General features: G+C 72.3%; 9 protein-coding genes. 6 read left to right on the forward strand and 3 right to left on the reverse strand.

Annotated features, from left to right (window positions below):
- The first annotated feature begins 7 nt into the window (after positions 1–7).
- The 3 genes from ACVTJA_RS31655 to ACVTJA_RS31665 are packed head-to-tail and all read left to right on the forward strand — an operon-like array spanning position 8 to position 4,298.
- Positions 8–1,471, forward strand: coding sequence for a complex I 51 kDa subunit family protein (locus ACVTJA_RS31655; protein ID WP_465825252.1), 1,464 nt, complete (start codon positions 8–10; stop codon positions 1,469–1,471).
- Positions 1,459–4,140 (forward strand): formate dehydrogenase subunit alpha, encoded by a 2,682-nt coding sequence (fdhF, locus tag ACVTJA_RS31660; RefSeq protein ID WP_465825253.1) that lies wholly within the window; start codon positions 1,459–1,461, stop codon positions 4,138–4,140. Before ACVTJA_RS31655 ends, fdhF begins: the two co-directional genes overlap by 13 nt.
- Positions 4,137–4,298, forward strand: coding sequence for a hypothetical protein (locus ACVTJA_RS31665; RefSeq protein ID WP_465825254.1), 162 nt, complete (start codon positions 4,137–4,139; stop codon positions 4,296–4,298). Before fdhF ends, ACVTJA_RS31665 begins: the two co-directional genes overlap by 4 nt.
- On the opposite strand, the gene ACVTJA_RS31670 is transcribed toward ACVTJA_RS31665, so the two are convergent.
- Positions 4,268–6,787: a cation-translocating P-type ATPase gene (locus ACVTJA_RS31670; RefSeq protein WP_465825255.1), complete on the reverse strand. Its 2,520-nt coding sequence runs from the start codon at positions 6,785–6,787 to the stop codon at positions 4,268–4,270. The two genes, ACVTJA_RS31665 and ACVTJA_RS31670, sit on opposite strands and share 31 nt — an antisense overlap.
- 276 nt (positions 6,788–7,063) lie before the next feature.
- On the opposite strand from ACVTJA_RS31670, the gene ACVTJA_RS31675 reads away from it, so the two are divergent.
- Positions 7,064–7,603 (forward strand): flavodoxin domain-containing protein, encoded by a 540-nt coding sequence (locus ACVTJA_RS31675; protein ID WP_465825257.1) that lies wholly within the window; start codon positions 7,064–7,066, stop codon positions 7,601–7,603.
- A gap of 184 nt (positions 7,604–7,787) precedes the next feature.
- Positions 7,788–8,843, forward strand: a complete 1,056-nt coding sequence (locus ACVTJA_RS31680) for a zinc-binding dehydrogenase (RefSeq protein ID WP_465825259.1) — start codon at positions 7,788–7,790, stop codon at positions 8,841–8,843.
- Between the two features lie 42 nt (positions 8,844–8,885).
- Here ACVTJA_RS31680 and ACVTJA_RS31685 read toward each other — a convergent pair whose 3' ends face one another.
- The gene (locus ACVTJA_RS31685; protein ID WP_465825260.1) at positions 8,886–10,070 is read right to left on the reverse strand and encodes a hypothetical protein; all 1,185 of its coding nucleotides are present in this window, start codon (positions 10,068–10,070) and stop codon (positions 8,886–8,888) included.
- Between the two features lie 409 nt (positions 10,071–10,479).
- Between ACVTJA_RS31685 and ACVTJA_RS31690 the strand changes: the two genes are divergently transcribed.
- On the forward strand, positions 10,480–11,175 hold the full coding sequence (locus ACVTJA_RS31690; protein ID WP_465825262.1) for a TVP38/TMEM64 family protein: 696 nt from the start codon (positions 10,480–10,482) through the stop codon (positions 11,173–11,175).
- 119 nt (positions 11,176–11,294) lie between these two features.
- Here ACVTJA_RS31690 and ACVTJA_RS31695 read toward each other — a convergent pair whose 3' ends face one another.
- Complete coding sequence (locus ACVTJA_RS31695) at positions 11,295–12,902, reverse strand: phytoene desaturase family protein (RefSeq protein WP_465825263.1); 1,608 nt, start codon at positions 12,900–12,902, stop codon at positions 11,295–11,297.
- Between the last annotated feature and the right edge of the window lie 103 nt (positions 12,903–13,005).

Consider the following 13,005-nt stretch of genomic DNA (forward strand, 5'->3'; position numbering starts at 1 on the left):
CGCACGCATGAAGCCCGGAGAGGGCTCGCCAGAGCTGGCTTCCTTCTACCACCTCGGGCACGAGCCCCTCGGCGACAGGGCCTGCCGGGGCACCGCCTGCTTCGTCGCGCGTCACCTCCGCCCCGACTGCTGGCGCCAGGCCGTCCGCGCTCCCTCCCGCGTCTATTGCCTGGGCAGTTGCTACGTGTCGCCCGCCACCACACGGGAGGAGGCGCGGCCCATGATGCGGGTGCGGGCCCCACGCGCCGTCGCGCTGGAGCGCCTCGCCGAGGGAGGGGCCCGCACGCTGGCCGACTACACGCGGCACGGCGGCTACCAGGCCCTGGAGGCGGCGCTGTCCTCGCCGCCCGAGGACCTCCTCTCCGAGGTGGAGCGCTCCGGGCTGCGCGGCCGCGGCGGAGCGGGCTTTCCCACCGGACGCAAGCTGCGCGCGGTGGCCCTGGCTCACGGCACGGAGAAGCACGTGGTGGCCAACGCGGACGAGGGGGACTCGGGCGCGTACATCGACCGCTTCCTCCTGGAGGAGGACCCGCACGCACTGCTGGAGGGGCTGCTGCTGGCGGCGTACGCGGTGGGCGCGCGCCGGGGCACCGTCTACGTGCGCAAGGAGTACCCGCTGGCCGCGTGCGTCCTGCACGTGGCCCTGCACGAGGCGCGGCGCGCGGGGCTGCTGGGCTCGCACATCCTGGGCAGCGACTTCTCCTGCGAGCTGCACCTGGAGGTGGGCCAGGGCAGCTACCTCTGCGGCGAGGAGACGGCGCTGCTCAATGCGCTGGAGGGACGCCGGCCCTTCGTACGCGCCCGGCCGCCCTACCCCGCGCAGGCGGGCCTCTTCGGCCAGCCGACGCTGGTGCAGAACGTGGAGACGCTGGTCAACCTCCCGTGGATTGCGCGCCACGGGGGTGACGCCTACGCCACCATGGGAATCCCGGGCAGCCGCGGGACGAAGGTGCTGTCGCTCAACTCGCTCTTCCACCGCCCGGGGCTTTACGAGGTGGAGCTCGGCACGCCGGTGCGCACCGTGGTGGAGGAGCTGGGCGGCGGGCTGCGCACGGGTCCGCTGAAGGGCGTGCTCATCGGCGGGCCGCTGGCGGGAGTCCTCCCTCCGTCGTTGCTGGACACGCCGCTGGGCTTCGACGAGCTGAAGGCCGTGGGCTGCTCGGTGGGCCACGGCGGCGTGGTGGCCTTCGACGCGCGCACGTCCATCGCGGCGCTGGTGCACCACGTCTTCTCCTTCGGCGCGTACGAGTCGTGCGGGAAGTGCACGCCCTGCCGGCTGGGTGCGCGGCACGTGGAGCAGCTCTTCGCGCGTGCCATGGAGGCGGGGCCGGCGCCTCGCGCGGAGGGCTGGGAGGACGTCGTCGAGGCGCTGCGCCTCACCAGCCTGTGCGGCCACGGCACCGGCCTGGGCGAGTTCGCCGCGAGCGTGCTGCGCTACTACCGCGAGGAGGTGGAGGCGTGCTTCGCGTAACGATTGACGGGCAGCCGCGCGAGTGCGCGCCGGGCACCGTCCTGCAGGGCCTGGAGTCGCTGGGGCTCTCCATTCCGGCGCTGTGCAATGACTCGCGGCTCGGGCCGGTGGGGGCGTGCCGCACGTGCATCGTGGAGGTGGAGGGCTGCGCGCGCCCGGTGGCCGCGTGCACCACGCCGCTGACGGAGGGCCTGGTGGTGCGCACGCGCTCTCCCCTCGTGGAGGCGCAGCGCAAGGTGCTGCTGAGGCTGCTCGCCTCGGAGTACCCGGCGGAGGCGGTGGCGCGCCACCCGGACAAGCCCTTCCACCGGGTGCTGCGCGAGTACGGCCTGGAGGGCGAGCTGCGCGGCGAGCACCGGCAGGAGCTGCGGGACGACTCGCATCCGTACATCCACGTGGACATGTCCCAGTGCATCCACTGCTACCGCTGCGTGCGCATCTGCGACGAGGTGCAGGGGCAGTTCGTCTGGCGCGTGTGGAACCGGGGCGCAGGGACGCGCATCCTCCCGGACGGGCCCTCGCTGAAGGACAGCTCCTGCGTGTCGTGCGGCGCGTGCGTGGACAGCTGTCCTTCCGGCGCGCTGGAGGACCGGACGCTGCTGGACCGGGGCTGGCCCGAGGCGTGGACGCGCACCACCTGCCCGTACTGCGGCGTGGGCTGTGAGATGGACGTGGGCACGCGGGCGGGACGCATCGTCACCGTGCGTCCGTCGCGCGAGGGCCCGTCCAACCGGGGTCACCTGTGCTCCAAGGGCCGCTATGCCTTCGGCTTCGGCGAGTCCCCGGACCGCGTCACCGTCCCGCTGCTGCGGGAGGACGGAGGCTGGCGGCGCGCCTCCTGGGACGAGGCGCTGGGCTTCCTCGCCTCGCGGCTGCGGCGCATCCGCGAGGCGCACGGCCCGGACGCGGTGGGCATGCTGGGCTCGGCGCGGGCCACCAACGAGGAGAACTACCTGGCGCAGAAGCTGGCCCGCGTGGTGCTGGGGACGAACAACGTGGACTGCTGCGCGCGCGTCTGCCACGCGCCCAGCGCGGCGGCGCTGAAGGCCATGCTTGGCACGGGCGCGTCCACCAACGCGTTCGCGGACGTGGAGGACGCGCGCACGCTGCTGGTGGCCGGGAGCAACACCACCGAGTGCCACCCCGTCGTCGGCGCCCGCATCAAGCAGGCGGTGCTGCACGGGGCGAAGCTCATCGTCATCGACGCGCGGCGCACGGAGCTGGCGCGCTACGCGGACGTGCACCTCCAGCCCCGCGCCGGCACGGACGTGCCGCTGCTCAACGCGCTGGCGCACGTGGTGGTGACGGAGGGCCTGTGCGCGGAGGACTTCCTGCGCGAGCGCGTGGACGCGGTGGAGGAGTTCCGCGCCTTCATCCGTGACTGGACGCCCGAGCACGCCGCGGAGCTCTGCGGCGTGGACGCGGAGGCCGTGCGCCGGGCGGCGCGCCTGTACGCCACGCACGGCCCGTCCATGATGGTGCACGGCCTGGGCATGACGGAGCACGTGCAGGGCACGGAGACGGTGATGGCGCTGGTGAACCTGGCGCTGCTGACGGGCAACCTCGGCGGGCCGGGCATGGGCGTCAACCCGATGCGCGGGCAGAACAACGTGCAGGGCTCGGCGCACATGGGCTGCGAGCCGCACCACCTCACCGGCTACGTCCCCCTGGAGGCAAACCGCGCGCGCTTCGAGGCGGCGTGGGGCGCGCCCCTGCCCGCCACCCCGGGACTGGATTTGATGCAGATGATGGAGGCGGCACGTGAGGGACGACTGAAGGCACTGTGGGCCTTCGGCTACGACGTGCTGCTCACCAACCCCACGGCCCACGTGACTCGCGAGGCGATGGAGCGGATGGAGCTGCTGGTGGTGCAGGACCTGTTCCTCAACGAGACGGCGCGAGCCTGCGCGCACGTCTTCCTTCCCGCGTGTACCTCCTTCGAGAAGGACGGCACCTTCATGAACGGAGAGCGGCGCGTGCAGCGGGTGCGGCGCGCGCTGGCTCCCGCCGGTGAGTCGCTGCCGGACTGGGAGATTCTCTGCCGCGCGGCGAAGGCGCTGGGCCACCCGGAGGGCTTCGACTTCGCGTCGCCGCAAGACGTCTGGGACGAGGTGCGGCGGGTATGGCCTGCGGGAGCGGGCCTGTCCTATGCGCGGCTGGAGACGGGCGGCCTGCAGTGGCCCTGCCCCGACGAGTCGCACCCGGGCACGCGGCTGCTGCACACGCGCGCGTTCGCCAGCGGGCCCCGGGCGGCGCTGCGCCGCATCGGCTTCACTCCCTCGCCCGACGTGTGCACGGAGGAGTTCCCCTTCGTGCTGATGACGGGCCGGCGGCTGTACCAGTTCAACGCGGGGACGATGACGCTGCGCACGCCCCACGCGGTGCTCCAGCCGGGGGACTGGCTGGACATGGCCCCGGCGGACGCGGAGCGGCTGGGCCTGGAGGACGGCGCGCGCGTGCGGGTGCGCAGCCGCCACGGCGAGGCGGTGCTGCCCATGCGACGCGCCGACGGCCTGCGCCCTGGAGAGCTCTTCACCACCTTCCACACCGCCGAGGTCTTCATCAACGAGGTCATCGGTCCGCACCGGGACGGCATCACCCACACGCCCGACTACAAGGTGACGGCCGTGCAGGTAGAGTGCGTGGATGAAGGAGGTCCACCAGCATGACGGTGCTGTGGTTCATCATCTGGCTCATCGCGAACAACATCGGTGCGTATGAGCCGCTGCGCTTCGACCCCGTGAATGCGTGGGCCGCGACGTTGATTCTCGCCGTGGGGCTGGACCTGTCGGCGGCTCACGCGAAACGGAACGGGCGGGGCAAGTAGCGGCCGGACCGGGGGCCGCGCGGGCGCCTTGCGAAGAAACGCTGGCGCGAGAGCACCAGCGGCACCAGGGCCACCGCGACGCCCACGACGACGCGTGTCCAGTCGTCCACGTGCAGCGGGTGCAGCCCCATCAGGTCCGCCAGGGGCCGTGCCTGGATGAGCACCACCGAGACGAGCAATGACACCGCGCAGACCCACCGGGCCGTGCGGGTGCGCAGCGCGGTGAGCACGGTGGTGTAGCCCGCGCTCGCGAGGGTGAGGGACGCCAGCGCCACCGCGCGCCCGTGCTCCACGTCGCGCCCCGCCCCCAGGCTCCGGTCGTAGCTCCAGACGAGCCCCACCGTCACCAGCCCGCCCACCAGCGCGACGGTGGTCCACTCTCCGGCGGAGAAGAAGCGCGCGGGGCCCTGTCTCCTCGCGGGCCCGAGACGTCCCGGTCGGGCCGCCGCCTGGAAGGCCAGCATGGCCGTGGGGTGGATGATGAGCTCCAGCCAGACGATGTGGATGGGCAGGTACAGGAGCGGGTAGCCCGCCAGCGGCAGCAGCGCCGCCGTGACGACGAGCGGGATGTGGATGAGCAGCAGGTACTGGAAGCAGCGCTGGAGGTTGCGGAAGAGCTGCCGGCCCTCGGCGATGGCGCGCACCAGCGTGCCGAAGTCGTCATCGAGCAGCACGATGGAGGAGGCCTCGCGCGCGCCGCGCGTGCCACGCTCCCCCATGGCGATGCCCACGTCGGCGGCCTGGAGCGCGGGGACGTCATTCACCCCGTCCCCCGTGGCGGCGACGACCTCTCCGTGCCTGCGCAGGGCCCGCACCAGGTCATACTTCTGTGCTGGCAACGCGCGGGCCACCACGTCCACGGGCGGCACGGCTCCGTCCTCACGCAGCCGCGCCTCCAGCTCGTCGCCCGTGAGCACGACCGGGCTCGCGCCACCGAGCCCGAGCTGCTGCGCCACCGCGAGGGCCGTCTCCGGATGGTCTCCCGTCACCATGACGGTGCGCAGGCCTGCCTCGCGGCACTCGCGCACCGCGGCCACCACCCCGGGGCGCACCGGGTCCTCACAGGCCACCAGCCCCAGGAAGTGGAAGCCGTGCCGCGGCTCTCCACCCCGCCATGATGGGGTGTCCAGCGGCTGGCTCGCGCAGGCGATGACCTTGCGCCCTTCACGTGCGAGCGCGGAGACCCTTCGCGTCCACTCCTCGCGGTCGGCGGACGACAGCGTGCACAGGCTCAGCACACGCTCCGGTGCCCCCTTCACCGCCGCGAGCAGGCCACCGTGCCCGTCGTCCACCACGGCCGTCTCGCGCTGCCGCTCCTCGGTGAAGGGGAAGGTGGCCACGGGGCTGCCGTGATGTGGAACCCGCGCCGCCGCGTCCAACAGCGCCGCATCCAGCGGGTCCCTCCCCTCCTCCCGCGAAGCCAACACCGCCGTCCGCAGCAGCGCCTCCTCCGCGACTTCCGGCGCGGGCACGAGGCGCGCCACCCGCAGCCGCCCCTCCGTCAGCGTGCCCGTCTTGTCCGAGCAGATGCACGTAATCCGGCCGATGTTCTCCACGGACACCGCGCGCCGCACCAGCGCCTGTCTCCGGGCCAGCCGGTACACCCCGGCCCCCAGGAAGAACGTGAGCGCCAGCGGAAACTCCTCGGGAAGGGCCGCCACGCCGAGCGTGGCCGCGCTCAAGAGTGCATCCATCCACCCGAAGCCCTGGCGCCAGCGCACGAAGGCGAGCACCGCGCACAGCACCGCGGCCACCACCACCAGCACCGCGACCAGGTGCGCCACCGCCTCCTGGAGCGGCGTGCGCGCATGTCCGCCCTGCTCCGCCGAGCGGACGATGCTCCCGTAGAGCGTGTCCTTCCCGGTGAAGACGACGCGCACCCAGGCCTTTCCGGTGAGCAGCCGCGTCCCCGCCATTCCCCAGTGCAATCCCTCCACCGTCGGCTCCGTTCCAGGAGGAAGGAGCTCCAGCGGCCGCTTGCGCACGGGCAGCGACTCACCGGTCAGCGAGGACTCCTCGGCCTGCGCGTCCTCGGCGCGCACCACCAGGCCATCCGCCGGGAAGTGCCCGCCGGCCTCCACGCGCACGAGGTCTCCCACCACCACGTCCTCCGCGGGCACCTCCAGCTCGCGCCCGTCGCGCAGCACCGTGGCCCGCGCGGCCAGCCGGCTCTGCAGGCCCTCGGTGGACGCCTGCGTCCGGTGGTGCAGGAAGGCATCCATGCCCAGCAGCGGGACGATGGCCACGAGCAGCACCATCCCCTCCGAGAGCTCCCCCAGCGCGAAGTAGACCGCGCTCGTTCCCACGAGGAACCAGAGCATCGGGTCCGTCGCCGACTCGCGCAGCGTCCGCCACGCGGAGCGCCGGGGTCGCGCCAGCACGTCATTGCGGCCGTAGCGCGCGCGCCGCTCCAGCACCTCGCCGGAGCTGAGCCCCCGGGGGTCGCCGATAGGGCCTGGAAGCCGATGGGTGGGGACGGGGATTCGCATGCCTGGGGCGGTCGGGGGCTCCCAGGGGTGAAGCTGCTGCGGCCGCCCGCGTGCGGCATCCACCGCGCGGGAGGGCTCGCTCGCGGTGACGGCGGGAGAGGCCCCGGCCGTGCGCCCGTCGCCCCCGGCGCTCGCGCAAGAATTGGCCGTGATGCGCGGTGGGTGCGCAGACTTTGCGCGGGGGACGTACGGCCCGCTCTCCTGGAGGCCCGTCGCCAGCACCGCCGGTCCGCCGTATGCATGACGGTGGGGACTTCACCATTGGGGAGGACATCGATGCGGGTTCTGGTCACCTACGGCTCCAAGCGGGGCGGCACCGAGGGCATTGCCCGGCAGGTCGCCGGGGTGCTCCGGGGCGAGGGCCTCGACGCGGATGTGCTCCCTCCGGGCGACATCGAGGACGTGTCGGCCTATGACGCCGTCATCGTCGGCGGGGCGCTGTACGCGAATCGCTGGTACCGGGTCGCCCGGCGCTTCGTTCACAAGCACGTGCACGAGCTGCGTGAGATGCCCGTCTGGTTCTTCTCCAGCGGTCCACTCGATGACTCCGCGTCGGAGGGCATCATCGAGCCCACCGCCCAGGTCCGCGCCCTCATGGAGCAGGTGCACGCGCTCGGGCATATGACCTTCGGCGGGCGGCTGGAGGCGAACGCGAAGGGCTTCATCGCCCATGCGATGGCTCGCCAGCATGCCGGCGACTGGCGCGACCCCGAGCGCATCCGGAGATGGGCCCGGAGCATCGCCGAGGAGCTGCATCCGGAGCGGGAGGAGCCCCCCGCTCCGACGGAGACCGCGCCGGAGCCCCTGCTCCACTGAGACTCAGTCGCTGTCCAGCAGCCGCGCACGGACGCGGCAAGTCGCCCGTCAAGGCCACGCGGGCTTCAGGAACGCACGCCAGCCCCTCCCACGTGGGCGGCCGTCACGCTCCTGTTGCGCATGCGGAAGTCAGGCCAGAGCTTCGACATGGGAAGGCCACACGCGCCACCTTCCGGGGGGAGCCATGCGAGCGACGGTGTTCCGAGGGGTCGACCGGTTCGGCATCGAAGAAGTCGAACAGCCGCGCGCGGGGCCCGGGGAGGCCGTCGTCCGCGTCACACTCACCACCATCTGCGGCACGGACCTGCACATCGTCCGCGGCGAGTACCCCGTGAAGCCGGGCCTCGTCATCGGTCACGAGCTGGTAGGCGTCATCGAGGAGCTCGGCCCCGGCGTCACCGGCTACCGTCCGGGCCAGCGCGTGCTCGTGGGCGCCATCACCCCGTGCGGCCAGTGCCGCGGCTGCCTGTCCGGGCACCTGTCTCAGTGCGGCCACGGCGAGGGGTACGAGGCCCTGGGTGGCTGGCGGCTGGGAAACACGCTGAACGGCGCACAGGCCGAGTACGTCCGCATCCCCTTCGCGCAGGCCAACCTCGCGCCCATTCCCGACGGGCTCACCGACGAGCAGGTGGTGCTGCTGGCGGACATCGCCTCCACGGGCTTCAGCGGCGCGGAGTCCGGTGGCGTGCGCCTTGGCGACACGGTGGTGGTCTTCGCGCAGGGCCCCATCGGCCTGTGCGCGTCCATGGGCGCGCGGCTGATGGGCGCGGCGCGCGTCATCGGCGTGGACGGTGACGACGCGCGGCTGGCCATGGCGCGGAAGCTGGGCGTGGACGTGGTGCTCGACTACCGGAACCAGGACGTGGTGGCGGAGGTGAAGCGGCTGACGGGAGGCGGCGCGGACGTGGCCATCGAGGCGCTGGGCACGCAGCAGACCTTCGAGAACGCGCTGCGCTGCCTGCGGCCCGCGGGCACGCTGTCCAGCCTGGGCGTGTACTCCGGCAAGCTGCAGCTCCCGTATGACGCCTTCGCCGCGGGCCTCGGGGACCACCGCGTCGTCACCACGCTGTGCCCCGGCGGCAAGGAGCGCATGCGGCGGCTCATGGAGCTGGTCCAGGCCCGGCGCGTGGACCTCACGCCCCTGCTCACCCACCGCTTCGCGCTGAAGGACATCCGCGAGGCCTACGCGCTCTTCGGCCAGCGCAAGGACGGCGTCCTCAAGGTCGCCATCCGCCCCTGAAGCCCTGTCGGGTTCCGGCCCCGGAGAGGAGCCGCCCCGGTGTCACTTCGAGAAAGCAGCCTCCGAGGGAGTGCCGCCGGAGGCAGGCGGTGGCGCATCCTGTTTGCGCCTCTGCGCGAGTGCCGTCGGTGGCAGGTCGGGTGACTGCACGCTCTTGTCCGCCATCTGGAACAGGCGTCGGAGCACGCTGTCCATCGTGGAGCCCAGGACGCGGTCCGCGAAGAACCCCACCGAGATGGAGATGATGGCGTAGGCGTACTCGACGGCCAGCGGGCCGCCCAGCACGATGCGGATGGCGGGAGGCTGTGTCGCCGACTCCTGGCCGGAGTACTCGATTCCGAAGAGGAGCTCCGACCTGGCCAGCAGGTAGAAGAGGAAGGCCGCGAAGGCGCCAATCGCCGGACGGACGAAGAGGTAATAGAGGAACTGCCTCCACGCGGGACCCCGGGCGGCGAGCACGGGAGGGTCCGAAGCCATGTTCGCGACGATGGCCCCCGCGGCACCCAGCAGGATGAGCGACATCAGCGGCAGGGGCACCGCCCGGGTCGACAGCTCGGGAGCGCTGGTGCCCGCGGGCAGCCAGGCGTGGATGTTGAAGAGGAAGGCCGTGACGAAGAGCAGCACCAGCAGGGCACCGCTCAAGCCGCGCACCAGCAGGGCGAAGGCGAGCTGCCGGAAGTGCTGGTCCGATTGTTCGTTCACCAGCCGGAGCGCCCCTCGCAGCACGTTCCGGGCAAACGTCAGCTTCCGCACGTCGTCGGCGCCGGGAGTCTCGGGCTTGCCGGCGAGCTCCAACACCTGGTTCACCGCCAGCGGGAGGGGGCCCGAGTTGCCGTCGAGCCCCAGCCACGTCTGACGGGAGATGGGGTCCTGGATGTTGCGGCGGAACTGCTCCTCCACCTCCAGGGCCTGCGTGGCCAGCATGGCGGGTGGCATGAGCAGCAGCATGTCCGCGGAGATTCCGTGGACGAGGCCCCAGAACTGGGGGTCATCCCTGCGAATGCGCCGATGCCTCGTGCCTGTGATGCCGGACTTCGCCAGCTCGAGGCGGGCGAGGAGTTGCTTGAGCAACTGCTTTTCTTCGGTCGATTCCCGCGCCTGAAGGTAGTGCAGCGTGGCCTCCACGCTCTGCAGCTTCGACCAGAGCTCGCCCCGGGAGGAGAAGCCGACGGACTCGGGCAGGGACGGGGACCGCCCCTCCGGATGCTGCGCTGCAAGGGTCGTCATGGAATGGCCTCCCCTCACTGGCCAATGTGCCCATTCGCGCCCGGGCACGACAGTGCGGTGTCTTCCCTTCTCAGTCGGAGGGGCGAAGCGGCGGAAGGAAGCGCTCCAGCGCCTGTCAGGCCTTGTCGAGCTCCCCGGCTTGCCGTCCCTCACGCATCCCAGTTCATGGCCGGAGCGGACAGCGGGACGTGCCTCTCGGGGGCGGTGTCGTGGCGACGGCGAGGGAGCATCTTCGTCGGGAGCACGTCAGAGCAAGACGCTCGGTGGTCACCGACATGTGTACCGGGCAGGCCTGCTCCACCGTTTCATTGCGCACAGGAGCCGGAACCATGGATGGCACGATTGGAACCGAGCAGGCCTCCCGCCGCGCCGCGCGTCGAGACGCAGCTCACGCACCATGCATGAGGTGATGCATCCGAAGATGCGGCCGGGAGCGCCCCGGGCTCGGGCCGAGTGGGGCCGGACCCTCGCGCTGGCGGCGCTCCTCGCCGGAATGGTCCTGCTCGCATCCTCGGACGCCTTCCAGTCCGGGGTCCGCCGGGTGCTCGACGCGGCGGCGCCCGTCATCGCCGAGCACCCCTTCAGGGGCGCGGTGCTCTTCATCCTCCTGTCCGCGCTGTCGGCGATGCTGGCCTTCTTCTCCAGCGCGCTGCTGCTGCCGGTGGCGCTCCACGCCTGGGGCAAGACGGTGTGCGTGCTGCTGCTGTGGGCGGGCTGGATGCTCGGCGGCGTGTGCGCGTATGGCATTGCCCGCCATTGGGGCCGGCCAGTCATTCGCCGGCTCGCGTCGTCGGACGTCCTCGCGCGCTACGAGGAGCACATCTCCCGGCGCACGCCCTTCGGGCTGGTGCTGCTCTTCCAGCTCGCGGTGCCCTCGGAGGTACCCGGCTACGTGCTCGGGCTGGCGCGCTATGGACTGCGCCGCTACCTGCTCGTGCTCGCACTGGCGGAGCTGCCGTACGCGGTGGGCACCGTCTACCTGGGGGCCAGCTTCCTGGAGCAGCGCACCTTCGTGCTGGTGGGCCTGGGCGTGTTCGGCATCGCCTTCGGAGCCTGGGCCCTCCACCTGCTGCGCGAGCGACTGGGGCCGAACGGGCGGAAGTGAGCACCTGCGACGCGAGGGCGCAGCGTGGACTCATCGGTAGCGTATCCGTGAGGAGGAATCCCCGGACGGCGTCATGCAGGAGCGCGAGCTTCGCGTAGAGGGGGCGCCCCGGCCCCGCCTCAGAGCGGCGGCGCATCCGCCTCGGCGCTCCACGCGCGGCCCCAGCCCAGGTGGTGGCGGAGCCTGCCGCGCCGCTCGAAGTAGTGCTCGGCGGCGTTCGCGGCGAGCCTCCCAGACAGCAGCACCGGAGCGATGCCGTGGGAAATCACCCCCTGCCCCGCGAGGAAGAGCCCCTGCACCGGCGTGCGCGTGCGGAAGCGGTAGCGGCCCGACTGCAGCGGAGTCATCGCCGGCCCGTAGGGGCCGCCATGCGGCGCGCGCAGCGAGTCGACCCAGGTAAGGGGGGTGGCCACCTCGCGCACGACGATGTCCCCGACGAGGCCCGGGAAGCGCGCCTCCACCTCGCACAGCATCCGGTCCGCCAGCCGCTCCTTCAGCGCGGCGTAGCCCTCACCTCGCACCTCGGGCGGCACGGACGCCCACCGCTCGAACATCGACTCCGGCACGAAGGTGGTCACCTCCAGCGTGGAGCAGCCCGGCGGCGCCAGGCGTCCCGTCGGGTCCTTGAGCGAGTTGGCCGCGAGGAAGAGCGGCAGCTCCGGCGGAAGCCCGCCATGGGCAAGCGGCTCGTAGAGCCCGTCGAGGTCCGTGGACGGGTAGCTCCAGAGGTTCGCCGCGCTCATTCCGTACTGGCGCAAATCTCTCCGCAGCCCGAGGTAGACGACGGCCATGCCCGTCGACGGCTCGATGCGGGACACGCGCATCCGGAGCGACGCGGGAAGGGACTCGGGCCCCACGAGGCGGCCCAGCGTCACCGTGGGGTCCACATCCGACACGACGACGTCGGCCTCGAAGGCCTCTCCGTCCTCCAGCTCCACGCCGATGACGACGCCCCGCGAGAGGTGGATGCGCCGCGCCGCCGCGCCGGTGCGGAACGTGACGCCGTGGGCGCGGGCCACCTCCACCAGTTTCGCGAGCAGGGCCCCTCCCCCTCCCATGGGGAAGAAGGCCCCATCGGAGTAGTCGGCGATGATGGCGAGCGCGGCCGTGGCCGCGGCGCGTCCCGGAGGCAGTCCCCAGTCGCCGCACATCGCGGACAGCGCGGCGCGCGCCCGGTCGTCCCGCAGGTGGCGCCCGAGGAACTCTCCCCACGACACGCGCCCCAGCCGCCACAGCCGGGGCAGCACGCGCAGCGGCTTCAGCTCGGAGGCATGGTGGGCCGTGCCCCGCGGCTGGGAGGCGAGCATCATCACGTCCCTCACACACGCCAGCGTGTCGAAGACCTCGGCGAGGCCGGCGGCCTCCTCGGGGAACAGCGCCCGGAGCCGCGCGTGGAAGCGCTCCAGCCCCGCGCAGTTGCGCACCTCGAAGTCCGGGAAGCGGTAGATGTCGAAGCCGTCGGGCTCGAGCTCGCTGAAGAGGGCCGAGGCGTCGAGCCCCAGCGCGGCGAGCTGCTCGTACAGGAGCTGTCCGGGATGGCACCCGCCCACGTAGTTGATGCCGACGTCGAAGGTGAAGCCCTCGCGCTCGAACGGGGCGAGGTTGCCGCCCACGTGCGTCCCCTGCTCCAGGGCCGTCACCTGGAAGCCCGCCCGCGCCAGGAAGGTCGCCGCCGAGAGGCCTCCCGCGCCGGTGCCAATCACCACCGCCTTCGGTGTCGCGTCCATGGGCTCCCCGCTTTCACCGGGCCACACGCGGCACGCCAGCGCACGCCCTGTCCCTGGAGGGCGAAGCCTCCTCCACGAAGTCAGCGCATGCCCGCGGCGACAT

The sequence above is a fragment of the Pyxidicoccus sp. M6 genome (assembly GCF_055568925.1).

Coding starts and splice junctions, on each gene's coding strand:
- ACVTJA_RS31655 (WP_465825252.1), top strand. CDS start 8: ATGAAGCCCGGAGAGGGCTCGCCAGAGCTGGCTTCCTTCTACCACCTC.
- ACVTJA_RS31665 (WP_465825254.1), top strand. CDS start 4,137: ATGACGGTGCTGTGGTTCATCATCTGGCTCATCGCGAACAACATCGGT.
- ACVTJA_RS31670 (WP_465825255.1), bottom strand. CDS start 6,787: ATGCGAATCCCCGTCCCCACCCATCGGCTTCCAGGCCCTATCGGCGAC.
- ACVTJA_RS31675 (WP_465825257.1), top strand. CDS start 7,064: ATGCGGGTTCTGGTCACCTACGGCTCCAAGCGGGGCGGCACCGAGGGC.
- ACVTJA_RS31680 (WP_465825259.1), top strand. CDS start 7,788: ATGCGAGCGACGGTGTTCCGAGGGGTCGACCGGTTCGGCATCGAAGAA.
- ACVTJA_RS31685 (WP_465825260.1), bottom strand. CDS start 10,070: ATGACGACCCTTGCAGCGCAGCATCCGGAGGGGCGGTCCCCGTCCCTG.
- ACVTJA_RS31690 (WP_465825262.1), top strand. CDS start 10,480: ATGCATCCGAAGATGCGGCCGGGAGCGCCCCGGGCTCGGGCCGAGTGG.
- ACVTJA_RS31695 (WP_465825263.1), bottom strand. CDS start 12,902: ATGGACGCGACACCGAAGGCGGTGGTGATTGGCACCGGCGCGGGAGGC.